A 23737-nucleotide genomic window follows, 5' to 3' on the forward strand; every position below is an offset into this window, starting at 1 on the left:
GGCGTGGTAATACCGATACGCCGGCTCAGGCGGCCGGGCGCCGTCGCTGAGGCGCATCCATCACCAGCGTAACCAGCAGGGCGTGGGGCAGCGTCACGATGGAGGCAACCACCAGCGCCAGGCTAAACCAGGCAGCAGCGTCGGGGAGGTGGCTAGCCAGCAGGCGGCCCAGCACCAGCAGCGCGGCGCAGCTTACCAGCAGCAGCGGCGCGGCCCGGCGCAGAAAAAAAACTAGCTGCGGCAGCAGGGTTCGGCCTATTGGTAGCTCCTGGGGGCCATAGCCCAGCCAACCCGTCAGGCGCAGCGCGTGCTGCAGGCTGTGCCAGAACACAAAGTACACCGCCACCGACCAGCGCGGCGGCAGCAGCAGCAGCAGGCCAGCCAGGACCAGCAGCTCCACCAGCTCCCGGCTCAGCAGCGCCCAGCGCCGGTTTCGGGCATACCAGAGCCAGAGGCCCACATGCCCGGCCGCCACGGCAGCTCCCATCCACCCGGCCACCGTTCCAAACGTATGCGCTGGCACGGGAGTGGCCCCGGTGAAGTGCAACAAGTCGTTTACAATGCTGGCCGTTTCGGCGGGCCACCAGGCAGCGGGCACCGCAAACAGCAGCATGCCCCGCAGCAGGCTATGACTGAGCCAACCAGCTACCGGCACCAGCGTAGGCGGCGGCGCATCGGCCGAGCCCCAGTGCCACATAGTGAGCAGAAAGAACAGGGCAACGGTAGCGCCCGGCCACTGCCACCAGCCCAGGCCCACAACCGCCGCCAAGCCGAGGTAGCCCGCCAGAAACCGCACCCAATAGCGCCAGTTGCGCAGCGGGTGGGCGGCGGGGGCCGCCGCCGGCACAATCAGCTGGTCGCAGGCGCCGTGGGCCACGCCCAGCACCACCATGCCTACGGCCAGTGGTACGCCCAGTACCAGTCCGGCGTGGGCCGGCGCCAGTCGCCCCAGCCCGATGAGCAGGCCTACGGCCGCGTAGGAGTAATAGCGCGCGGGCCAGGGAGGCGCCGCCGCGGAAGAAGGTTGCCGCTGCATACGAAGGGAGGGGAAGGCAAACAGGCTGCGCGACCCGGGGTTGGGCAACGCAGCCTGCCAGCCGGTGAATTCCAGAAAGTGCGGGGAAGAGCGAGCGGCCGCTATACCACCAAGGTGGCGCTGGCCGGGGCTACTTTCACCGCCGATTCGCTGCGGGCAATGCCGTATACCACCAAGCCAAAGCCGATTTTATTGATGGCATCCGCAATGTTGTACAGCAGGTCCAGGTCGTGGGGGCGCAGCAGGCCGGCACCATCGGGCCCGAGCCAGCCGCCGGGCATGGCCATGTAGCCAATGGGGTAAATAGCCCAGCCCACCAGAATAAACCAGGCCAGGGCCCGTACGCCCTTCTGCACGGCTACCGAGTTGGAGGCTGCCGCCAGCTGGGCCACCTCACCCATCCAGGCCGAGTACAGAATGTACACATAGCCCACCGTGGAAAGCGTGCCCCACAGTACGGAGTGGCTCATGGAGCCATCGGTAAAGGCTTCCCCGATGTAGCCGAACACCAGCATGATGACGGCCGCCAGAATCAATTTCCAGAGCAGGGAGGCTTTGGCCCCGGCCGCCCGTACCAGCAGGTAGAATTCCACCACCATGAGCGGCACGGTCAGCGTCCAGTCGATGTAGCGTAGGGCAATAGGCGTTTCGTGGGTAGTTACGTAGTAGTCGCGCATGTAGTAGTAATGCACGGCGGCGATGCCCGTAATCAGGCCCGAAACCAGCAGCGACGTTTTCCACTTGTCCGTAACAGTGCTGCGCTCAAACAGGAAGAATACCGAGGCCGCGGCCATGGCCATGTACCCCGTGAAAAAGGTAAACGCCACTGGGTCGTCTACGGGAATGCGCATGATGTCGAGTAATACCGTTTGCATGGGGTAAAGGGTTGAGGGTGAGAAAGAATTTACCCTACATTAAGAAAGTAGTATGTTTTAATGTTTAACCTTTTGCTGTAAAACATTCAACAAAAAAATAAAATAAGCTCCGCAGCCGGTGCCACGGTAATTTTCGGGCTTCGGCGGATGGAGTTTGCCCTACACAAAAGCGGGTCAGAACCAGCCATTGCCTGGTTCTGACCCGCTTTTGTGTAGGGCCGGCTACTTAGTTTTGCTACCGCACCCGGTAGCCCCGCAGGGCGTAGTATAGCAGATAGGCGTAACACAGGGCCGGCAGCACGAAAGCCACCCGCAGGCCGCCCCCGTGGGTAGCTACCCAGCCCATGAGCAGGGGGACCACAGCCCCGCCTACAATGGCCATAATCAGGTAAGAGGAGCCCTGCTTGGTGAGTGGCCCCAGCCCTTTGATGGCTAGCGGGAAGATGACGGGCCACATAATGGAGTTCATCAACCCGCAGAGCACAATCAGCCACAGGGCGGCCTCGCCCTGGGTGGCAATGGAGGCCAGCACCAGCCCCACGCCGGCGGCGCATACGGCCACGAGCAGCTTGCGGGCATCCCAGCGGCTGAGCAGCGGGATGCCCACCACCCGGCCCACCAACGAGCCAAACCAGTAGGAAGCCACCAGCACGGCGCCTACGGCCTTGGTGAAGCCCGCCGTGGTATCGATGGGAGCGGGGGCCTGGCCGAGCAGCACGGCAATGAAGTTGACGGCCACGTTGAGGCCCCGCACCAGGGCCTGGGTGAAGCCGCTCAGCTGGCTGATGCCCTGGGCCTCCCCGTAGCGGATAAGAAAGGACCCCAGCCCTACTTCCACGCCCACGTACAGGAAAATAGCTACTACCCCCAGCACCAGATGCGGATATGCCAGGGCCGAACGGCGGCCGGCGGCAGCTGGCAGCACGTCGGCTTCTTCATCGGCAAAAGTTTCCAGCTCGGGCAGCTTCAGCAGGGCAAAGGTGCCGGCCAGCACTGCCAGAAACACGGCCAGCCCGATGTACGGGCCTTTTACCAGAGTGGCTTCCTCGGCCAGGCGCTGGGCAGCGGGCATAGCGGCCAGCTTGGCTTTGAGGGCCACCGAGCCGCCAAACAGCAGTATGCCGCCCAGCAGGGGCGAGAGGGTGCCCCCGAAGTTGTTGGCCACGCCCACCACGCTCACCCGACTGGCGGCCCGACTGGCCGGCCCCAGAATGGATACGTAAGGGTTGGCTGCTACTTGCAGGAGGGTAATGCCCGCGCCCAGTACGCTTAAACCCAGCAGAAACATGCCAAACGTGCGCGAGTTAGCGGCCGGCACAAACAGCAGCGCCCCGGCGGCCATCACCAGCAGCCCCAACACAATGCCGCGCTGGTAGCCCAGCTTGCGCAGCACGTAGCCCGCCGGCAACGACATCAGGAAGTAAGCCCCAAAAAACGCGAACTGCACCAACGACGACTGCAGATCGGTGAGCTGGCACACGTCCTTGAGGTAGGGCATGAGCACGTCGTTGAAGTTGGTGACGGCTCCGAACAAGAAGAACAAGCTCGTCATGGCCAGCATGGGCAGGGCGTAGGAGCGAGCCGGCGCGGTAAGGGTGGAGGCGGAAGCAGAAGAACGAATGGGAGCAGCCATGCAGGGCGTAGTTGAAAGGAAAAGCCGGCCTGCAGGCCGGCTAAGCAATGCTACGGAGTTTTTGGGAGAACTAGGCTTTGACTAGCCAGTTTCCAGCCCCGGCTTTGCAAGTGCCCGGTACAGGCCCGGCAGAAGCTGGTTTCCTCGTCCGTGGGGTTGCCTCCTTCGGCATCACGCATAAAGCAGGTGCGCGTGGTGCAGTGCGGCAACCCCTGCGTGTGACCGATTTCGTGCAGGACGACCTTGTAGAACTGCGTGCTTAGGTTGCGCCGCTTCAACCGGAAGCTGGAAATTACGCAGGCGCGGCCCGGGCAGTAGCCCAGGCCCATCACCCCCCAGTCGCGCACCTCGTTCTTGGTGGTGCTGATATCCTGCTGGGTCAGGCCAATGACCACGGTATCGGGCTGGTGCCGCCCAACCAAAAAGTGCAGCAGGGAGTCGGCGCGGTAGCGGTGGCGTGGGGCATAGTAGGCCGACCTGGGCAATGCCGCCGCCGGCCGTTGCACTACCAGTGGATACAGGCGTTGGATCTGGCGGTGAACGGAGTCGAAGAGTGGGCTGGGAAAGCCCCGGAACGGCTGCAGAACCAGCACCGGCCGGGTAGAGGGCCGCAGTCCGCAGCTGCTCATCAGCAAGCAAATGATGACTGGGAAAAGAACAGCAGGCCGCACGGACTATGCCTCAGCAGAAAAAGCCGCCGGCCGCAGAAACCGCCAGATAAGCACCGCCCCCAGTGCCCCGGCCGTTGGAGCCACTACGTAAAGCCACAGGTGCTCCAGGTGGCCCGACACCAGGGCAGGGCCGAAGGAGCGGGCCGGATTCATGGAAGCCCCGCAGATGGGGCCCGCAAACATGGCTTCCAGCAGCACCACCGCCCCAATAGCCAGTCCGGCAAACAGGCCCTGCTCCCGGGAGCCCTGGGCCACGCTCAGAATCACCAGCATCAGCAGAAAGGTAAGCACCAGCTCCAGCACCAACGACTGCCCCACGGGCCCGGCCGGCAGGGTGGCGCCCAGCAGAGCATTACCGGGAAATAAGTAGCGCAGTAGGGCACTGGCCAGGGTGGCTCCGGCCAGCTGGCTCCCGATGTAGGGCAGCACCTGCCCCCACGCAAAAGTGCGGGCTGCGGCAAAGGCTACCGTTACGGCTGGGTTGAAGTGTGCTCCTGAGATGCCGCCCAGCGCGTAAATCATGGCCATGACGATTAGCCCGAAGGTAGTAGCCACACCCACGTGGGTGATGGCGCCGTGCGTTTCCTGGTTGATGACGATGGCGCCGGTACCGCAGAATATAATGGCAAAGGTGCCCAGCGCCTCGGAAACGTATTTCTGCGGAAAACTCATGCGGCAAAGGAAAAAGTAAAGCAGTGCTAACCTGGGCAGGGAGAGGAAGCGCCGGGCCGCGGGAACGGCGAAACGGCTCGGCAGCGGCCGGAAGATACTGCCGCCGCTGGTTCTTGCGCTGCCCCGCCCCGGCCCTCGGTGCTGGGTTGCTGGGCAACAATGCCGACCTTTGCCTTATCGTTTCCCCTTTTTCCTCCGCAATCAATGGCTGACAACCGCCGCTCCGCCCCGTTCTATATGACTGCCACCACCCAGTTTGGGCTGGAAGAAGTGCTGGCCCAGGAGCTGCGGGACCTGGGCGCTAAAGTTGAAAAAGTAGGCACGCGGGCCGTGGAGTTCACCGGCAACAAGCAGCTGCTCTACGAAGCCTGCCTGTGGTGCCGCACCGCCATGCGCATCCTGCGGCCCTTCGCCGACTTCTATGCCCGCGACGAAAAAGCCCTGTACCGGGAAGTAAGCCGCCTGAACTGGCAGGACTACCTCCGGCCCGATCAGACCTTCGCCATCACGGCCGTGGTGAACAAGTCGTCGTTTGAGCACTCCCTGTATGTGGCCCAGCTTACCAAGGATGCCATTGTGGACCAGTTCCGCAACCGCCTCGGGCACCGCCCCAGCGTGGACGTGAAAAACCCCGACATTCGCCTGCACCTGCACATGATTGAGAACGAGGTGGTGCTCAGCCTCGATGCCTCCGGCGAATCCCTGCACAAGCGCGGCTACCGCCAGGGCACCAACGTGGCCCCGCTCAACGAGGCCCTGGCCGCCGGCCTCATCCTGCTCAGTGGCTGGGACGGCCGCAAGCCCTTCATTGACCCCATGTGCGGCTCCGGCACCCTGCTCACCGAGGCGGCCCTCATTGCCCAGCGCATTGCGCCCGGCCTCTACCACCAGGGCAAGTTTGGCTTCGAGAACTGGCCGGACTTCGACGCGGCCCTCTGGGAATCGGTGCAGCTGGACGCGCGCCAAATGCGCCTGGAAGACCCCCAGGCCTACCTGGCTGGCTCCGACCTGAGCCGGGAATACATTGAGCTGGCCCGCGAAAACGTGGCCGCCGCCGACCTGGAAGACTTTATCCGGCTGGGCGTGCGCGACGTGAAAGAGGCAAAAGCGCCTGCTAAGGAAGACCCCGGCATTGTAATGATGAATCCGCCCTACGGGGAACGGATTGGGGAGGAAGCGGAGATGGAAGCCCTCTACAAAACCATCGGCGACACGCTCAAAACCGGCTTCCAGGGCTACGACGCCTATATCTTTACCGGCAACCTGGAGGCCGCCAAGCGCATCGGCCTGAAAACAAGCCGCCGCATCCCTCTCTACAACGGCCCCATCGACTGTCGCCTGCTCAAGTACGAGCTCTACCAAGGCACCCGAAAGGTAAAGCAGGAGTAATGTGTCAAAGGGAAGGTAGCCCGAAATCCAACCCGTCTTAGCGGGCTGGTCGCTGCATTATCTGGGCCAATACCATGTCCAGCAGGGCCGGGCCTTCGGGGGCGTAGAGGAAGCTGTGGCCGCCGGTGGGCTGGGACAGAAAATGCCACTGCCGGGCCTGGGCCTTGTGCTGCGCGTAGATGGCAGCCACCTTTGGGTAGGTGTACAATTGGTCGTCCTCGGCGTGCAGGGAATACAGGGGGGAGCCGCGCCGCAGCTGCCGGAAGTTCAGTGGCCCCAGGGCGCTAACGGGCAGCGCCGAGAGGGCAAAGAAACCGGCAAAGCCCTTGGGCGACTGGCAGGCAAACCAAAAGGCCGCCGTGCCGCCGTTGGACATACCGCCCAGGTATACGCGGCGGCTATCCACGTGGTAACGCTGCTTTACCTGGGCTATCATCTGATGCACGTTGTCCAGAGCTGCCCGCTGCTCCAGCCAGCCAAAGGACTGGCGGCCGAAGGGGTACAGCACCAGGGCGTTTCGGGTGGCAGCAATGGCAAAAATGGGTTCCTGGGCCACACCCGGGTCAGCAGCCTGAAACTGGGTGGTAGTGGCCACGCCGCCGTGCAGATACACAATGAGGTCGGTGCGGCGGTCTGGCTGATAGGTGGCGGGCACGTAGACCAGGTAGGGTACCTGCACGGTATCGACGGGAGCATAGTACAAGGCAAAACCGGGCCGGGCGGGTACAAAAACACCTTGCTGCGCGGGCACGGGCAGCGCCTGGCCCCGGGCCGTGCTTTGCCACACGGTGGCTACGCGCTGTGTTTCGGTGGTGTGGCGCGCGGCGGCTTGCCGCATATTGGTCAGGAAGCGGGGCCAACCAGGCAGGGTGTGCAGGCTGCGCAGGCTTTCTTCCCGGGCCATGTTGTCCACGTCGCGGGTGCTGATGGAAAGGTGGGGCTGCCGCGAGAGTAGCAGTAGCCAGCGCATAGCCTGGGGTTGCCGGCCGGGGCACTGGGCTGCGGTGCCGGCGCCGGCGTACAGGTCGAACGGGCCAGCCTGGGTGCTGTCGGCAAAGGCCTGGGCAAAGGTGGCAGTGGCCTCGCAGTAGTTTTTCTGACTGAGCTGCCGGGCGGCCGTTTCCAGCATCTGGGCGTAGGAAACTGATTGGGCGCGTACGCCCGGGGTGAACAACAGCAGGGCCAGCAGAACGCCAGCGGACAGAACACGGGGCATATGCATAAAGGAAGGGTTTATAGACCTCAGATGCCGCCCGGGCAGCCGCCGTTGCCTGTCGCGCCAGGAATTTGCGGCCGCGGAAAGCTTGCCGTTAGGCCGGAAGTCGTTTCCTGAACGGCAGTTTTCCGGTAACCATCCGCTAACTTGCCCGTTCCCGTCAACATCCCCTTACCCATTATGAGCAAAACCCTGTTTTACCGGCTCCTGCTGGCGGCCCTGCTGCTGCCGCTCTGGGCGGCAGCCCAGGCTCCGGCCATTACGCGCGTGAACCCAACCAACTGGTTTGTGGGCATGAAAAACCCCAACGTCCAGCTGCTGGTGTACGGGCCCAATGCGGGCACGCTTACCTATACCATCACCTACCCCGGCGTGAAGCTGACGAAAGCCAGCACCGTCGAAAACCCCAACTACGCCTTTCTGGACCTCACCATTGCCGCCACGGCCAAGCCCGGTAAGGTGAGCATTGTGGGCAAAAAAGGCGCGCAAACCGTGACGCGCACCTGGGAGCTGCTTCCGCGCAACCCCGCCGCCAAGGGCCAGGGCGTTACGCAGGCCGATTTCATTTACCTGGCCATGCCCGACCGGTTTGCCAACGGCGACCCCAGCAACGACAAGGTGGCCAGCATGGCCGACCCCAACGCCGACCGCACCAACCCCTTCTACCGCCACGGCGGCGACCTGCAGGGCGCCGCCCAGCGCATCGGCTACCTCAAGGACTTGGGCGTGACGGCCGTGTGGTTTACGCCCGTGCTCGAAAACGACCAGCCGCTCACCAACGAGGGCGGGGCCATGCGCTCGGCCTACCACGGCTACGGCTTCACCGACCACTACCAGATAGACCGCCGCCTGGGTGGCAACGCGGCCTACAAAGCCTACGTGCAGCAGGCCCACGCCGCCGGCCTGAAGGTGGTGCAGGATGCCGTGTACAACCACGTGGGCATCAACCACTGGTTTGTGCGCGACCTACCCATGAAAAGCTGGCTGCACCAGTGGCCCACCTACACCAACACCAGCTACCGCCAGCAGCCCATCACCGACCCGCACTCCGCCTACATCGACCGGAAGGTGACCCTGGATGGGTGGTTTGTGCCCTTCCTGCCCGACCTCAACCAGCAGAACCCCTACGTGGCCAACTTCCTGATTCAGCACGCGCTGTGGACGGTGGAGACCTTCGGGGTGGATGCCTGGCGCATCGATACGTATATGTACAACGACCAGCCTTTCATGAACCGCTGCAACGCGGCGCTGCTGCAGGAATATCCCAAGATTCACATCTTCGGGGAGTCGGCCGTGAATAACGTGGTGGACCAGGCCTACTATGTGCGCAACAAGGTGGCTTTCCCGTTTAAGTCCAACCAGCCTGGCGGACTTGATTTCGTGGTGGAAAACGCCATGCTGGCCGGCCTGCGGGAAGTAGGCGGCAAAGATGCCACCGGCTGGGACAACGGCACCCAGCGCCTCTACCAGGCCCTGGCCCAGGACGGCCTGTACGTAGCCCCCGAAAAGCTGGTCACCTTCCTCGATAACCACGACCACAACCGCTTCCTCTCCGAAGTAGGCGAGGACATCAGCAAGTTCAAGATGGGCCTTACCTGGCTGCTGACCACCCGCGGCATCCCGAGCATGTACTACGGCACGGAGATTCTGATGAAGAACTACAAAGACCCCAGTGATGCCGAGGTACGCCGCGACTTCCCCGGCGGCTGGCCCGAGGACAAGGAAAACAAGTTCACCGCCGCCGGCCGCAACGCCGCCGAAAACGACGCCTTCAACTTTGTGCGCACGTTGGCCACCTATCGCAAAACCCACCCGACGCTTAGCTCGGGCAAGCTGATGCAGTACCTGCCCGAAAATGGCCTTTACGCCTACTTCCGCTACGATGCCACCGGTACGGTGATGGTGGCCACCAATAGCACCGACAAACCCGCTACCCTGCCCACGGCCCGCTTCTCGGAGCGTATGAAAGGCTTCACTAAGGCCCGCAACGTGCTGACGGGCGAAACCCTGAGCGACATCAAAACCCTGCAACTGCCCGCCAAAACGGCCGTGGTGCTGGAGCTGCTGAAGTAGTAAATAACTGCGCCGTCATGGCGCGGTGGCCGGCCTGATCGACGTCTCAGTGTTCTTTTACCAGAAAGCCCTTTTCCGTGAGCAACGGAAAAGGGCTTTTTACTTCCAGGCGGCTGGGCGCCTTACCGGATGGATGGATGTGTCCTCGCCGGGACAACCTGTGTCTTACCCCGCGTAATGCTGGCAGGCGGCCACGCAGGCCCGGCAGGCTTCGGCGCATTGCTGGCAGTGGTCGTGCTGGTGCTGGCCGCACTCGTCGGCGCACTTCTGGCAGATTTCGATGCACTCTTTCAGCACGTGCTTGGCGTGGTCGGAGCCGCGGGCAATGAAAGCGGCGGTGAGGCGGCAGATGTCGGCGCAGTCCCGGTCGAGGCGAATACAGGACACCATCATGTGCACGTGCTCCTCTTGCAGGCAGGCAGTGGCGCATTGCTCGCAGGCGGCCGCGCAGCGGCTTAGGGCATCGAGCACGGTTTGGTTTTGGGGAGCGGAGGCAGGGGATGTAGTCATAAGGCAGGTGAAAATTAGGGAAATGAATACCTCCTCCGTTGTACGGGGCTGAGAGCCAACCGGCCGTGCAGGATTTGCGCGCCAAGGTGCACCATTCCCGCCCGGCTGTGGTTATCTTACGTCTTTCACTCCGCCTCGATTAGCCGTATCTTTACCCCATGTTATTTGCTGCCGAACCTCTCGCTCCAACCCTCGACTCTGCCCGTCGCGTCCTCAAGCAATACTACGGCTACGACACGTTCCGGCCTATGCAGGAGGATATCATCGGGCACATCATGGCGGGGCAGGATACGGTGGTGCTTATGCCCACCGGCGGGGGCAAGTCGGTGTGCTTCCAGGTGCCGGCCGTGGTGCAGGAGGGCCTCTGCGTGGTGGTTTCGCCGCTCATTGCCCTGATGAAAGACCAGGTGGAAGCCCTGAAAGCCAACGGCATTGCGGCGGCCTACATCAACAGCAGCGTGGGCCAGAGCGAGCAGCAGGCCATTACCGGCGAGGCCCTCAACGGCTACCTCAAGCTGCTGTACGTGAGCCCCGAGAAGCTCTTGTCGGAAGGGTTCTTGACGTTTATGAAGCGCCTGCGCATTAGTATGTTCGCCATCGACGAGGCCCACTGCATTTCCAGTTGGGGCCACGACTTCCGGCCCGAGTACACCCAGCTGCGGGTGTTGCGGGAGCAGTTTCCGCGGGTGCCCATCATTGCCCTCACTGCCACCGCCGACCGCCTCACCCAGCGCGACATTCAGACGCAGCTGCGTCTGCAGGAGCCGCGCGTTTTCCTTTCCTCCTTCGACCGGCCCAACCTCAACCTGATTGTGCGCCCGGGCCAGGACCGCGTGGGCGGCATCCTGGAGTTTCTGGAGCGCCACCCCGGCGAGGCCGGCATCATCTATTGCCTCTCGCGCAAGCAGTGCGAAACCCTGGCCCAGAAAATTCAGGCCAAGGGGGTGAAGGCCGGGTACTACCACGCCGGCATGACGCCCAACCAGCGTGGCGCCGTGCAGGAAGCTTTTCTGAAGGATGATTTGCAGGTGATTGTGGCCACCATTGCCTTCGGTATGGGCATCGACAAGAGCAACGTGCGCTGGGTGATTCACTACAACCTGCCCAAGAACATTGAGGGCTACTACCAGGAAATCGGGCGGGCCGGGCGCGACGGCAGCCCCGCCACGGCCGTGCTGTTCTACTCCTTTGCCGATGTGATGAGCTTGCGGGAGATGTTGTCCAAGGACGACCCCAAGCTCACCCAGCTTAACCTCACCAAGCTGGAGCGTATGCAGCAGTTTGCCGAGGCCGCCAGCTGCCGCCGCAAAATCCTGCTCAACTACTTCGGCGAAACCCTGCCCCAGGACTGCGGCAACTGCGACATTTGCCGCAACCCGCCTACTACCTTCGATGGCACCGAGCTGGCCCAGAAGGCGCTGTCGGCCGTGGTGCGGGGCCGGGAGCGGATGAGCCTGACCCTGCTCATCGACGTGCTGCGCGGCATGCGCAACCAGGCCGTGCTCAGCGGCGGCTACGACCAGATCAAAACCTATGGCGCCGGCCGCGACCTGCCTTACCTGGACTGGTACAGCTACATCCACCAGATGCTGAACGACGGCCTGCTCTACATTGCGTATGAGGAAGGCTACGCGCTGAAAATTACGGACTTGGGCCGGGAAGTGCTGCAAGCCCAGCGGCCCGTGCCCATGAAGAAGTTTCAACCCACCGAAAAAGCCGAGAAGCCCACCAAAGGCCGTAAAGGCGCTGCGGCTGCCGCGGCCAAAGCTGCTCCCGCCACGCGCGAGGCCCAGCTGTTTGAAGCTCTCCGTGCCCTGCGCAAGCGCATTGCCGACGAGCAGGGCGTGCCCCCCTACGTTATCTTCACCGACTCCACTTTGCAGGAAATGGCCGTGGAGCGCCCCGTCAACCGCACAGCTATGCTCGCTATTTCGGGCGTGGGTATGAAGAAGTTTGAAACCTACGGGGAAGCCTTTATCCGGGAAGTGCTGGCCCACGGGGGAAACCCCGCCGCCCTGGCCGAGCTGGACGAAGACGCTGAGGAATTTGAGGCTGAGCAGCCCAAAGCGCCGCGTGCCCGTCGCAAGAAAGAGCCCGCTCCCGAGGAACCGTCGTCGGATGTAAATGGCACCATGGAAACCACGTTTCAGTTGCACCGCATGGGCCTGAGCGTAGAAGCCATTGCCGAGCGGCGCGGGTTGGCCGTGGGCACTATCCAGACTCATCTCTCCACCCTTTACAGCCGTGGGTATGAGCTGCGCATAGAGGACTTTCTGAAGCCGCAGGAGCTGGCTGAAATTCAAACAGCCCAGGCTCAGTTGGGAGCCAACCTCATGCTGCGGGACCTGTTCGACCACCTGCGTGAGAAGTACGACTATTTCCGCCTGCGTTTAGCTTTGATGTATTTTAAGAAGCTGCGCGGGGAGTAGGCACCAGCAGCTAAGTTAGGCGCGGGCCTCACCACCAATAGGCAGTAGTCTACCAGCAGAATGAGCGTCGGCGCGGGGCGTAAACAGCCCGCACCGATGCTCAAAAAATATTTGCTATATCCTATCATAAGAATATACGTGCTGCGTTATGCACCAGCATACCGGCTTAGCCACCTATATCTATGTTGCCACCCGTTTCCGTTGCGCGAGTTATGCAGCTCCTGGCGGGCGCGGGCGTGGTGGCCTTCACGGTGCTGATGGCGACCAAAGTGTGGCCCTATTTATCCTTGGAGCCGGGCATTCACTTTCTCACCACTAAGTCCGACGCCACCAACGAAAGCATCCTGTTTCGGGTAGGTTTTTACGTGCACATCACCAGCAGCCTGTGGGTGCTGGCGGCCGGACTGATGCAGTTCTTTCCGCAGTGGTTTCGGGGGCGGGCCGCCTGGCACCGCCGGCTGGGCAAGCTATACGTGGCATCTATTCTGGCCCTGGCGGCGCCGTCGGGATTGGTGCTGGCGGGGTTTGCCAATGGCGGGCTGGTAGCCAAAGTGGGCTTCACGCTGCAGTGCGTGGTGTGGTGGCTCAGTACCTGGCAGGCCTACCGTCTGGCCCGGCAGCGCCGCTGGGAAGCCCACACGGAGTGGATGATTCGCTCCTTCGCCGTGACCTTGGCCGCCATGAGTTTGCGCCTGGAAAGCTACGGCCTCTTTTACCTGTTTGGCACCAAGCCCATCGAAACCTACCTCACCGTTACGTGGCTTTCCTGGACGGGCAACCTGGTGCTGGCCGAAGTGCTGGTGCAGGCTGGGCTGGCCCGTCGGCTGCTGCGAAAGGCGCGGTTTACGACTCCCGTAGGCCCGCGGGCTGAGGCCGTAGCTGTGTAGCCCGTAGGCGGCTGCTTTTGGTGCATACTGGTTGCTGACCAGGGTAAAAAGCAGCGCATCAGGTTAGCATCCACTTTTTCAAGTTATACCATGAAACTGCTTCTGATGCTGGTGGCCCTGGTGGCTGCCACGGCGGCTGCCCCGCCTGCCAAATCCCCGAAAGCCGCTCCGGTCCGCACCAAAACGGCCGCCAGCTCCCAGAGTCTGTTCCGCCAATTCAACCTGGCACCCTTGTGGCACCTGCACGCGAAAAAAGCTGAGGCCCAAACAATGCTGGGCTGCATGGGCCCGCAATACCGCCGCCTGGACATCGTGTATAAACAAGTGCGCCGCGACGGCAAGAACCCAACCGTCTACCACGTAGAAGGCAAAAGCCGGGAGCGGGAGCGGATTATGCCCTTTCGCGGCACCATCACCCTCACATCCATTCGCAAAGTCAAGCCGGAGGTCAGGGCGTCGGACTTCAAAGCGCTGGCGCACTACAAGGTTACGGGCCGGTTTCGGCTAACAGAAAGCCCGGCCGAAGAAGGCGCGGGCGTATTTACTGGCACGCTGGCTATGACCTTTTCGCACACTGCGGCGGGGCTGGCGTACATGCCGGCTCGGGGCGAAGAGTTTGGCTTCATGACGCCTGGTGAGGGAGCCACGTTCACCAGCCAGTGGGCCAGTGCCGCGCACCCGCAGCCCGTAAAGATTGTGTGGGCCAGCAACTTTATGGATATTGCCCATACCGTCATGGACCGGTTTTACATTGGCGACCGGGGCATGCACATCAACCCCAAATACGCCCGGGTAGGCTGGAACCGGTACTGGGAAAACGAGGAATGGTGGGCCGAGGCCGAAGAACCCGTTTTATAATTGCTCTACGTACGTTTTATCTAATCGACTTATGCCAAAGCGCATTCTGCCTTTCGCGCTGCTGGGCCTGCTTGCCTGCCAGCAGCAACCTGCCACTACACCAGTCGCTACCGCCTTACCGGCTACCACCGAAACTGTACAGACCGCGTCAGCGGCTCTGTCAGACGTTAGTAACAGCGCCGCTTCAGGTCTATCTACCAGTGAGCTGAAGTTTTTGAAGGAGTATAACGTTGCCAGCCTGATTGCCAAGGAGCCTGATGACCATGAAATTATGAATGGTTTCTACGGCCCTGACCACTACCGCATAGAGTTTGCCATGTTAAAGGTGCGACAGGATTCAGTTAATCCAGCCCACTACTTTGTGCAGGGCAAGAACCGGTACAAAAAGGTTGTTACGCCGTTTTCGGGTGAAATTATGCTCACGCAGCTAACCAACCAGCCGAAGATGACGGTGCCCAAAGGCGAGAAGGGAAAGGGCTGGCGCAAATACGTAGATGAACAGAATCAGCTAAATGCCTACGTGGCGCTTGGGAAGTTTACTTTCACGGAGGCTGCCGGCCACAAAGGGGCTGGTACTTTCTCCGGCGACGTGATAGTTGAGTTCTTAGTATCGGAGGAAGGAGAGCTAAGTGCCTTCTGCCGAAATCGGCAATTTAATTCTCGCGGCGGCGAAATATTGTTTGACGGGAAGTGGACGAACCCCGACACCCAGCAGCAAAAAGCAGTAGTGTGGGTTAGCAACATTATGAGCTTCCGACAGGACGTCTTCGCCAAATTCACGATAGGGGAGCGGGACCCGGATTTTAACCCGAAGTATGCCAAGCTGGGCTGGAACACGTACTGGCAGAACGACGAGTGGTGGGCCGAGCCCGGCGCACTAAAAGCGGAGGCCTCAGCAGAAGCAGGTATACAGGCAACAGAACTGGCCAGCACCGACAGTCTGTAGCTGCCATAAAATTTTTAGCAAAAATTTCAGCTAATTGAATTAGTATTCGCGTAGTGTGGTTCGTATCTTCGTGAGCCGGTACTTGCTTGTCTTTGCAGCGTTTTCCCGGCTCCTTTCTGCGCAATGATTAATACCAATCTAAAATTCTGGCGGCGTGAACTGAGCCTGACCCAGGCTCAAATGGCCGAAAAACTGGGTATCAAACGCTCCCTGGTGGGCGCCTACGAAGAAGGCCGCGCCGAGCCCAAGCTCACCACCCTGGTGAACATGGCCCGGCTGTTTGGCATTTCCCTCGATCAGCTGGTCACCACCGATTTTAGCAAGCGCAAGAACGCCAAGGCCGCGCAGCAACTGCAGCAAGCCCAGGCGACTACGCTGGCCGAAACAGCGGCCTCTGGCCGGCCCAATGGCAACCTGCGCATCCTGGCCCTCACCGTTGACAAGGAGCAGAACGAGAACATTGAGCTGGTGCCTCAGAAGGCTGCTGCTGGCTACCTCAATGGCTACGCCGACCCCGAGTACCTGGAGGAGCTGCCCAAGTTCCGCCTGCCCATGCTGGGCAATACCGGTACCTACCGCGCCTTTGAAATTGCCGGCGACTCTATGTTGCCCATTGCCAGTGGTACCGTCATTGTGGGCCGCTACGTGGACGACTGGCTGAGTCTGAAGGATGGCACGCCCTGCATCGTGGTCAGCTCCAAGGAGGGTATTGTGTTTAAGCGCGTGTTCAACCGTCTTAAGGATGGCGCCATGCTTTCCCTGCACTCCGACAACCCCCTATACTCGCCCTACGAAATCGACGTGGAGGACGTGGTGGAAATCTGGGAAGCCAAGGCTTACATCAGCAGCACTTTCCCCATTGCCGACCTTTCGCTCACCCGCCTGGCCAGCATCGTGCTCGATCTGCAGCAGCAGGTAAGCACCATGAAGAAAGCCTAAGCGGCGCGGCAAGGCGTAAGGTGATGATAAAATTGCGGATGGCGCACCTCCGCTGAAATGCTAAAAAGCCCTTACCCGTTGCGCAACGGGTAAGGGCTTTCTGTTTCCATAAATTTGCTTGATACAGAACGAGCCGGCTTGCTTCATGCTGCTGCAAGGGCGGGGCATACGAGGTCATGCTTAACCTCCCGCTGCTTACCCGCGTAAGCCTATGCATCACTATCAACTCCTGACTTCGATGCTTAAGCTTATTCCCGCAACCGACCGCCACCACGCCGCGCCCGTGCACTGGCTCAGCAGCCACTTTCTGTTTAGCTTCGCCGACTACTACGACCCCCAAAATATTCACTTTGGGCCCCTGCGCGTGTTCAACGACGACGTGATTCAGGGCAAATCGGGCTTTCCGCAGCACCCACACTCCGAAATGGAGATTGTAACGCTGGTGCTGGAAGGGGAGCTTTGCCACGCCGACACGATGGGCAACAAGTCGACCATCAAAAAAGGGGAGGTGCAGCGGATGACGGCCGGCACGGGGCTGGCGCATTCTGAGCAGAACGATAAGGACGACGCAGCCCACATCTACCAGCTGTGGTTTCTGCCCAACCAGAAGGGCTTGGCGCCCAGCTACGAGCAAAAGGATGTGGACTTCCTCGACTCCAAAAACGAGCTGGTGCCGCTGGTATCGGGGCAGAAGGTACTGGAAGACGTGGTATACATGAACTCCAACAGTACGGTGTACTGGTGTAATCTGGCGGCCGAAAAGACCGTCACGTTCAAGACGTTTCCCATTCGCAACACGTTTGTCTACGTGAAAGAAGGCACCCTGTACATCAACGGAGTGGATATGGGCACCAACGACCAGATCCGATCCACCGATGAAAACGTACTGGAAATCCGCGCTTCCAAGGATGCTCAGTTCATCCTCATCGACTTGCCGGCCAGCGAAGCCAACTACTAAGCTGCATAAGCTCAACCTTTCGGCGGGCTGACAGTAAGCATTTCTACTGTTAGCCCGCCGTTTCTTTTCCCATATGCTTACTGCATTCCCCAATCAACTAGTGCCCCAAGATGAGGCAGCGCGCCTGCGCACCCTGCATCTGTACCAAATAGTAAACACCGCCCCGGAAAAGATTTTTGATGACTATGTGGCCTGGGCCGCGCAGCTGTTTAACACGCCAATTTCACTCATCTCGTTTGTGGACGACGACTACGTGTCGTTCAAGGCCGTGGCGGGGGCCGAGGGAGTGCCCGGCTTGCCCCGCACGGAAAGCATGTGCTCGGCCGCCATTCTGCCCGACGTACCCGTCGTCACGACCGACTACAAAGCCGAAAGCTGCCAACTCATTAAGCCTGACGTGGCGCAAGCTATGGGACTGAACTTCTACGCGGGCTCAGCTCTGCGTATGCCCGACGGAGCCCGCATTGGCATGATGGCCGTAATTGGCCGGGAGTTCCGCACCCTTTCCGCCGACGAAGAAAGCGTGCTGGTACGCTTGGCCGACCTAGTGAGCCGCACCGTGGAGCTGCGCTTTCAATATCTGCAGGCCCAGATGCCCGCCGAGTGGGAAGCCGCGCAAGACGAGCTGTCTGAAACCCTCGACGACAACGCCGCCCTCACACGCTACCTCAGCTCCCGCAACCACGGCATCAACCTCGATGACGACGAAGTGCTGGACCTGGTAGTGCGCCGCCTCAACGGTATGGAGAAAGTGCTGACCCGCCGCCTGCGCGACGTGCCGCAAGCGGTGTAGCAACCTCGGCTGCGCCCATTAAGCCAGTGCAGTACTACAACAAAGCCTCCCCGTAACTGGAGAGGCTTTGTTGTAGTACTGCACTGGCCGCCGGATTACATCGTGTACTTGCGGCCTTTGTTCTGCTGTTTCAGGTAGGCCATCAGGGGCTGGAAGTATTCGACCATGGCGCGGGCCGAGAGGTCTTCGCCGGTTTTCTCCTTGAGCACGGTGCGCCAGTCCTTGCTGGCGCCGGGGCGCATAATATCGGCCAGGAAAGCGCCTACTTCCTTGCTGCCGTAGTAGTTGGTGGCGTGCGGGTCCTGCTTGAGGATTTTCTTGCTGATATGGTCGTGGAGCTGGAACAGGATGACGTAGCTCAGGGCGTAGTCGTAGTACTGGGCGGGGTCGTCGTTGATGTGGGTTTTGGTGGCGGGGTCGAGGTACTGCTCGCCGCGGCCCGCCGGCGGTACAATGCCCTGGTACTGCTTGGCCAGCTCCCACCAGCGGGCGTTGAGCTTGTCGGCGGGCAGCTTGTCGGCGTAGAAGGAGTTTTCCCACTCACTCATCACGCCCGAGGCAAACGGGATGAACACGGCGTAGTTGAGGGCTTCCTTCAGCAACGTCTGGGTCTGGTCGGTTTTGGCGTTGGGGTCTACCAGACCCAGTCCGGCCAGGAAGGGCTTTTGGGTGGCCGCGAGGCCCATCAGGCTGCCCATGGCCTCGTGATAGGCGCGGTTGGCGCCGCCGCGCAGGAGCACGGGCACATCGGGGTTGGTGTAGGTGAGGTAGTAGTAGATGTGGCCCAGCTCGTGGTGAGTGGTTTCGTACCACTCGGTGTTACCCTCTACGCTCATAAGGCTGCGCACGTCGTTTTGCAGGTCCATATGCCAGGCCGAGGCGTGGTTGTTCTTCTTGTACGTGGCGCCCTTAGGCAGCGGGTACAAACTCGACTTCTCGTAGAACACCGGTGGCAGTGCCGGGAAGCCCAGGCTCTGGTAGAACCGCTCGGCCTGCTGCACCTGCCACTCAGCGCCCTTCTTCGCCAGCACGGGGTCCAGGTTTAGGCCTTTCACATCGACCATGGCACTCCAGTCCTGACCCCAGCGGTTGGGCAGCCAGGAGGCAGGCAGGTAGTCCGGCACCTGCTTTTGCTTGTATTTCTTGGCTAACTCGTAGCGGGCGTAGGTGTGCAGCTCGCGGTAAAGGGGGCGCAGCTCCTCGTTGATGCGGCGCACCAGCGTCATCATCTCCTCCCGGCTCATGCCGTAGTCGGAGGCCTGGTAGCTGAAGTAGTCGGGGTAGCCCAGGGCCTGCACGGTTTGGTTGCGCAGGTCGCGCAGGTTCAGCAGACCGCCTTTGAGGGTGGGGCCGATGGCCTTGCTGGCCTCCCAGATCTGCTGGCGTTTGAGCGGGTTATTCTCCTTGCGCAGTAGTTCGTCCAGGTCGTTGGTGGTAACGGACTTGCCCTGGTACGTATAGTCGAAGCCGTAGAGCTTTTCGGTTTGCTGGGTTTCGGCCTTGATACGCGCCTTCACCACGTCGGCAATGGTCTGGGGCGAGTTGGCAGCGTTGTAGAGGGCCGTTTGCAGCTGCTTTACCTGCAGGTCGCTCAGCTCGGCTTTGTGTTCCAGCAGCTCGCGCAGGCGCTGAATGTTCTGCACCGAGCCCGTGAAGGCAGCCATTCGCTCGTTGGCGCGGGCCGTAGCGCCGGAGTTGGCCGTATCGCCGGCCACAATGTGCGTATTGGAGCGCCACTCCGCCTCCGCCGACTGCGTGTAGAGGCGCTGGTACTCGGCCGAGTAGGCTTTCAGGAATTCATCAGCTTGCTGGCTCCAGTTGGGCGCAGCCGGAGTGGCTACGGTTTCGGCGGGTGGGGCAGGAGTGGTGGCTACCGGGGCTTTGGCCGTGGGGGCGCAGGCAGCGAGCAGCGTAGCCGTGAGGATGGGAAGGAGGTTCTTGTTCATTCAGGAATAAGAAATGAATCGTAAATCGGGTGGACCGCTAAGATACATATCCGCCAGATGTTGCCTGGTTTTGGGTTCAAGTCGCTTCGCTCACCAAGGTACTGGGGCATAGCAGTGGCCCACATCGGCAAAGAAAACCCCTGGCTCACCGAAGAACCAGGGATTTTCAAGAGAAACGAAGTTACTCAGGCAGCTTGCTGCTCTAGTAAGTGGCACTCCTTGTATTTTTTGCCGCTGCCGCAGGGGCAGGGGTCGTTGCGGCCAAACTTCTTGCGGGAGCGGAGGCGCTTGAGCCACTCGCGCGGGTCGGTGGCCCACTGGCGGAAGCGGCTGCGCGGGTTCTGGCGGAAAGCCAGCAGCAGCAAGCCGTACAGCTCAGGATGCTCCTGCTGCAGCTTCTCGGGCTTCTCGAAGAAGTATTCCGTGACCACGGCAAAGAACTCGGCCTCGTTGGTGCCCGCGTAGTCGTTGATTTCGGAGTTTCCGGCCCGGATGGCGGCAATTTCCCGCGCCATCACAGCCTCCCACTCGGGGCGCAGGGCGGCCGGAAAGGTGAGGGCCGGCACCCCGTCAATCACTCCGTCGGCCTCATCCAGCAGGTGGGCAAACTCGTGTATGCCCACGTTCTGACGGTCCAAGGAGTCTTTGAAACCCTGCTCCAAAGAGGATTTGGAGAGGTGCATGTAGTGGGAGGTTTGGAAATTGCGCACCGAGCCCAGCAGGGTGCCCGCCAGGGGGGCGTGTTCCTTGTTCGGATCCTGCTTTTCCTGCCAGGTATCGGGTACCACCAGCACCTCGCTCAGGTTGCCGTACTCCCAGTCGGGGAAGCCAAACACCGGAATAATGGCCGAAGCTGCCACCAGCACCCGCGTCACATCGTCAATTTCGGTCTGGATGCCCGTTACGCGTGTCTGAGCCAGAAACACCTGGAGGCGCTTCTCAAAACGGGGCTTGTCTACGTCGGAAAGCGAAAGATAGAAGGCTACCCGCTCCAGCAGAATCTGGCGCCAGGCGTCGGGGAAAGCTTCGGCCAGGGCAGCTTCTTTGGTGCGGGCATCCCGGGTGGCATATCGGTAAAATAGAAAAACAACCAACGCCACGAAGGCCGCGAAAACAAGGTATTGCATGGGCCGCCTTAACGTAGGGAAGGAATGAAGGTTGGTGAAAGATTTTCTACTGAATAAACACTGTCATCCTGAGCGTAGCAAAGGACCTTATCACGCCTGCTGTTCGAGCGTGATAAGGTCCTTTGCTGCGCTCAGGATGACAGGTGAAAACGCGATGATGCTGTTTTCTCTTACCGCCGCCGGCGCAGGGCCAGGTAATCGAGGTAGTAGAGCACCTTCACCGAAAGGGAGTTGTTGTGCGGGGTGTTGATGGTATTGTTGAAGTTGTCGAAGTACTGAGGCGTGGCCTGTTCGGCCAGCAGATAGGTGTTGCCGGCATTTTTCCAGACAATGTTCACCTGCGAACCAGGGGCAAACCACCACGAGTACACCGCGTCCACGTTGAAGGCATTGTAGGTGTTGTCGCGGTTGCGGCGGTAGTCGGCCAGGAATTCCTGCCCTTTTTCCTGCAGCACGGCAAAATCCTGGTAGCGTACGTTGCTGGTGTAGTGGCGCAGGCGCAGCGTAAACGACATGCGGTTGGTGAAGGTATAGGCCACCTGGGCTACGTTCGTGACGGTGGCCACATTGCGGCGGCCCAGCAGAATCTGGCTCCGGAAGGGCAGATCCAGCGGTTCGTCGGCGCTGAGCCCCCCGTTCACGTAGCCAATCTGGTTGCGCTGTAAACTCCAGTCGAGGCTGTAGCGGAAGGTGAGGTGGTCGTTGACGCGGAAGCGTGGGTAGAACCCGGCGCGGTAGCGCAGGCGGCGGGGGCGCGGACCGGGCAGACGCTCATCCTGGCTGTAGTAAGTAGCCCCGGCATTCACACCCACCGAGAGGCGCTTGCGCGTGTCGGAGTTCAGGAAGCCAATCCAGTCGGTGTTGGCCGGCACCCGCACGTAGTAGTCGCCCAGCGGGAATGTGCGCGGCTCGAAGAAGTCGTGCGACACGGGCACGTGCATAAAATCGTAGCCTACCTGCAGGAAGTTCTTTGTGAACGTGGTGTTGAAGCCGTTGTAGAAGTACATGTTCTGGTAGCGGGTGGGCCGGTAGAGCAGCTGGTGGCCTACTTCCGAGTAGAAGTTCATGTTGTTTACCTTCCAGAAGGGCTTGAAGATGCGGTAGTTGGCGTAGGCGCTCTGGGTGATGTTGTTGTTGCCGAACAGGATGCCCAGGTCGTTGGGGTTGTAGTGGTCCGACTCGATGCGGTGGTTGAAGCCCCAGGTGAAGTTGCCGCTGATTTTGCCCACGCCTACGGTATATTTAAAACCGTTCTGGTCGTCAATGGGCTTATCAGAGCCGAACTGGGTGCCGCGCCGACGCGAGTACACGAGGCTGCCATCCACGGCGTAGGAGTTCTTCTTGTTGGCGAAGCGAAACAGGCCGCCCGTCACGTTGGCGTCGTAGGTGCTGCCCCAGCGCGTCACGTTGGTGTTGATCAGCGAGACGTAGGAGTTGTTTTTGAGGCTTTGGTCCAGCACCGCAATGTTGTAGTTCGAGAACGGCTGGGTCAGCACTTCCCGCTCCTCGCCGCTTTCGGTGTTGCGCACCGTGGCGTACACGTCGTTGCTGAGGGCATTGAACAGCCCGATGCCCAGGCCCTTGCTGGTGCGCCCCGAAATCTTGGTGGCGTTCAGCAGGCGGGTTTCGGCCGGGTTGCGCACGAGCTTCTCGTTGTCGGCCAGCCCCACGCCGTAGAACCCAATGGGCGTGGCACCCACGCGGCGGGAGTAGAACAGGTTGCCTTTATTGAACAGCTCCGTGCCTTCAGTGAAGAACTGGCGGTTTTCCTGAAACTGCACCTCGAAGGGGGAGAGGTTGAGCACCTGGTTGTCGCTCTGCACTTGCCCGAAGTCCGGCACCAGCGTGGCATCCAGCGTGAAGCTTTCGTTGATACCCCACTTTACATCCGCGCCTCCATTGAAGGAAGTCGTCGTGCGGCGGGTGCCCTCGGCGTTCAGCGGGTTGTGGTTCACGTAGCCCGATATATAGGGCGTGAGCGAGAGGCGCAGCGGGGGCTTCAGGCCCTTCAGCCCGGTCAGCTCACCCCACTGGTTTACGAAACCATCCACTTCCGGCTTCACCTCACTCCAGAAAAAGCCTTGGCGCAAGGCCTGGCGCTGGCGCATAAACTGCAGGCCCCATTCCTGCACCTCGGCTGTGCTGAAGCGAATGGCCGAATACGGAATCCGCATTTCGGCTACCCAGTCGGTGCCGCGCTGGGCGGTGCGGGCGTCCCACACGGCGTTCCAGGCAAAGTCCTCCCCACTGGCCGGGGAGTAACGCGCATCGGCCTGCACCCCGCCCGCCGTCACAATAAAGCCGTAGCCGTTGAGCTTGTCGTGGTAGGTGTCGAGGAAAATTCCGAAGAAGTCGGTGTTGGGCAGGTTGTCGCGGGCCGACAGCTCCCGCTTGATGGAGTCGGGGGCCACGTCGTGCATAATGGCGCCCACGTAGATGGCCGCGTCGTCGTAGAGAATGCGCACCTCGGTGGGGTGCTGCTCGCGGGGGCCGGGTTTGGGCCGGTTCTGGATGAAGTCGGTAGCCACCGGGGCCTGTTGCCACAGGGCTTCATCGAGCACCCCATCCAGCTTAATGGCTTCGCTGATGCGCACGGCCTGCAGCTGGCGCTTGGGGGCAGCTACCGGAGCCGCAGCTGCCGGGGCCGATGGAGAGGTTTGGGCCACGGCCCGGGGTGCCCCGAGCCCCAGCAGCGCCAGGGCAAGGAGAAGAATAGTACAGGTTTTCATAGCGCAGAAAGGTTGTGGAGGCAGCGGGTATTGACGAAGAAAGAGGGCGG

General features: G+C 61.1%; 19 protein-coding genes. 9 read left to right on the top strand and 10 right to left on the bottom strand.

The window, feature by feature from the left end; genetic code table 11:
• Positions 1 to 25 precede the first annotated feature (25 nt).
• The 5 genes from FY528_RS01770 to FY528_RS01790 form a co-directional block, all read right to left on the bottom strand.
• A complete protein-coding gene (locus tag FY528_RS01770) occupies positions 26 to 1036 on the bottom strand; it encodes a Brp/Blh family beta-carotene 15,15'-dioxygenase (RefSeq protein ID WP_149069262.1) in 1011 nt (336 codons plus the stop codon).
• A 101-nt stretch (positions 1037 to 1137) separates the two neighbouring features.
• Positions 1138 to 1911 (bottom strand): bacteriorhodopsin-like, encoded by a 774-nt coding sequence (locus FY528_RS01775; RefSeq protein WP_149069263.1) that lies wholly within the window; start codon positions 1909 to 1911, stop codon positions 1138 to 1140.
• A 235-nt stretch (positions 1912 to 2146) separates the two neighbouring features.
• Entirely contained in the window at positions 2147 to 3544 is a 1398-nt protein-coding gene (locus FY528_RS01780; RefSeq protein ID WP_197748861.1) for a sugar MFS transporter, read from the bottom strand.
• Between the two features lie 50 nt (positions 3545 to 3594).
• A complete protein-coding gene (locus FY528_RS01785) occupies positions 3595 to 4173 on the bottom strand; it encodes a Zn-dependent protease (RefSeq protein ID WP_149069264.1) in 579 nt (192 codons plus the stop codon).
• 45 nt (positions 4174 to 4218) lie between these two features.
• Positions 4219 to 4887 (bottom strand): aquaporin, encoded by a 669-nt coding sequence (locus FY528_RS01790; protein ID WP_149069265.1) that lies wholly within the window; start codon positions 4885 to 4887, stop codon positions 4219 to 4221.
• Positions 4888 to 5091: 204 nt separating this feature from the next.
• Between FY528_RS01790 and FY528_RS01795 the strand changes: the two genes are divergently transcribed.
• Complete coding sequence (locus FY528_RS01795) at positions 5092 to 6276, top strand: THUMP domain-containing class I SAM-dependent RNA methyltransferase (RefSeq protein WP_149069266.1); 1185 nt, start codon at positions 5092 to 5094, stop codon at positions 6274 to 6276.
• A 37-nt stretch (positions 6277 to 6313) separates the two neighbouring features.
• Here FY528_RS01795 and FY528_RS01800 read toward each other — a convergent pair whose 3' ends face one another.
• Positions 6314 to 7492, bottom strand: a complete 1179-nt coding sequence (locus tag FY528_RS01800) for a dienelactone hydrolase family protein (protein ID WP_187631952.1) — start codon at positions 7490 to 7492, stop codon at positions 6314 to 6316.
• 180 nt (positions 7493 to 7672) lie between these two features.
• Between FY528_RS01800 and FY528_RS01805 the strand changes: the two genes are divergently transcribed.
• Positions 7673 to 9565, top strand: coding sequence for an alpha-amylase family glycosyl hydrolase (locus FY528_RS01805; protein ID WP_149069268.1), 1893 nt, complete (start codon positions 7673 to 7675; stop codon positions 9563 to 9565).
• Positions 9566 to 9730: 165 nt separating this feature from the next.
• On the opposite strand, the gene FY528_RS01810 is transcribed toward FY528_RS01805, so the two are convergent.
• The gene (locus tag FY528_RS01810) at positions 9731 to 10075 is read right to left on the bottom strand and encodes a four-helix bundle copper-binding protein (protein WP_149069269.1); all 345 of its coding nucleotides are present in this window, start codon (positions 10073 to 10075) and stop codon (positions 9731 to 9733) included.
• Positions 10076 to 10233: 158 nt separating this feature from the next.
• Between FY528_RS01810 and recQ the strand changes: the two genes are divergently transcribed.
• The 7 genes from recQ to FY528_RS01845 all read left to right on the top strand — a co-directional run bounded on the left by recQ (position 10234) and on the right by FY528_RS01845 (position 17885).
• On the top strand, positions 10234 to 12504 hold the full coding sequence (gene recQ / locus FY528_RS01815) for a DNA helicase RecQ (protein ID WP_149069270.1): 2271 nt from the start codon (positions 10234 to 10236) through the stop codon (positions 12502 to 12504).
• Positions 12505 to 12686: 182 nt separating this feature from the next.
• Positions 12687 to 13391, top strand: coding sequence for a DUF2306 domain-containing protein (locus FY528_RS01820; protein WP_149069271.1), 705 nt, complete (start codon positions 12687 to 12689; stop codon positions 13389 to 13391).
• 90 nt (positions 13392 to 13481) lie between these two features.
• Positions 13482 to 14249, top strand: a complete 768-nt coding sequence (locus FY528_RS01825) for a hypothetical protein (protein WP_149069272.1) — start codon at positions 13482 to 13484, stop codon at positions 14247 to 14249.
• 31 nt (positions 14250 to 14280) lie between these two features.
• Positions 14281 to 15195: a hypothetical protein gene (locus tag FY528_RS01830; protein ID WP_149069273.1), complete on the top strand. Its 915-nt coding sequence runs from the start codon at positions 14281 to 14283 to the stop codon at positions 15193 to 15195.
• A gap of 123 nt (positions 15196 to 15318) precedes the next feature.
• Entirely contained in the window at positions 15319 to 16134 is an 816-nt protein-coding gene (locus tag FY528_RS01835) for a helix-turn-helix domain-containing protein (protein WP_149069274.1), read from the top strand.
• Between the two features lie 211 nt (positions 16135 to 16345).
• Positions 16346 to 17092 carry a pirin family protein gene (locus FY528_RS01840; protein ID WP_232066340.1) on the top strand — a complete coding sequence of 249 codons (747 nt, stop codon included), beginning with the start codon at positions 16346 to 16348 and terminating at the stop codon, positions 17090 to 17092.
• 73 nt (positions 17093 to 17165) lie between these two features.
• Positions 17166 to 17885, top strand: a complete 720-nt coding sequence (locus FY528_RS01845; protein ID WP_149069276.1) for a GAF domain-containing protein — start codon at positions 17166 to 17168, stop codon at positions 17883 to 17885.
• A 95-nt stretch (positions 17886 to 17980) separates the two neighbouring features.
• Here FY528_RS01845 and FY528_RS01850 read toward each other — a convergent pair whose 3' ends face one another.
• From FY528_RS01850 to FY528_RS01860, 3 genes are all read right to left on the bottom strand, one after another.
• Positions 17981 to 19831 (bottom strand): M2 family metallopeptidase, encoded by a 1851-nt coding sequence (locus FY528_RS01850; protein ID WP_149069277.1) that lies wholly within the window; start codon positions 19829 to 19831, stop codon positions 17981 to 17983.
• Between the two features lie 185 nt (positions 19832 to 20016).
• Positions 20017 to 20958, bottom strand: a complete 942-nt coding sequence (locus FY528_RS01855) for a M90 family metallopeptidase (protein WP_149069278.1) — start codon at positions 20956 to 20958, stop codon at positions 20017 to 20019.
• A 170-nt stretch (positions 20959 to 21128) separates the two neighbouring features.
• Positions 21129 to 23687 (bottom strand): DUF5916 domain-containing protein, encoded by a 2559-nt coding sequence (locus FY528_RS01860; protein WP_149069279.1) that lies wholly within the window; start codon positions 23685 to 23687, stop codon positions 21129 to 21131.
• Positions 23688 to 23737: the final 50 nt, after the last annotated feature.

It is taken from the genome of Hymenobacter lutimineralis (assembly GCF_008271285.1).
GTDB lineage: Bacteria > Bacteroidota > Bacteroidia > Cytophagales > Hymenobacteraceae > Hymenobacter > Hymenobacter lutimineralis.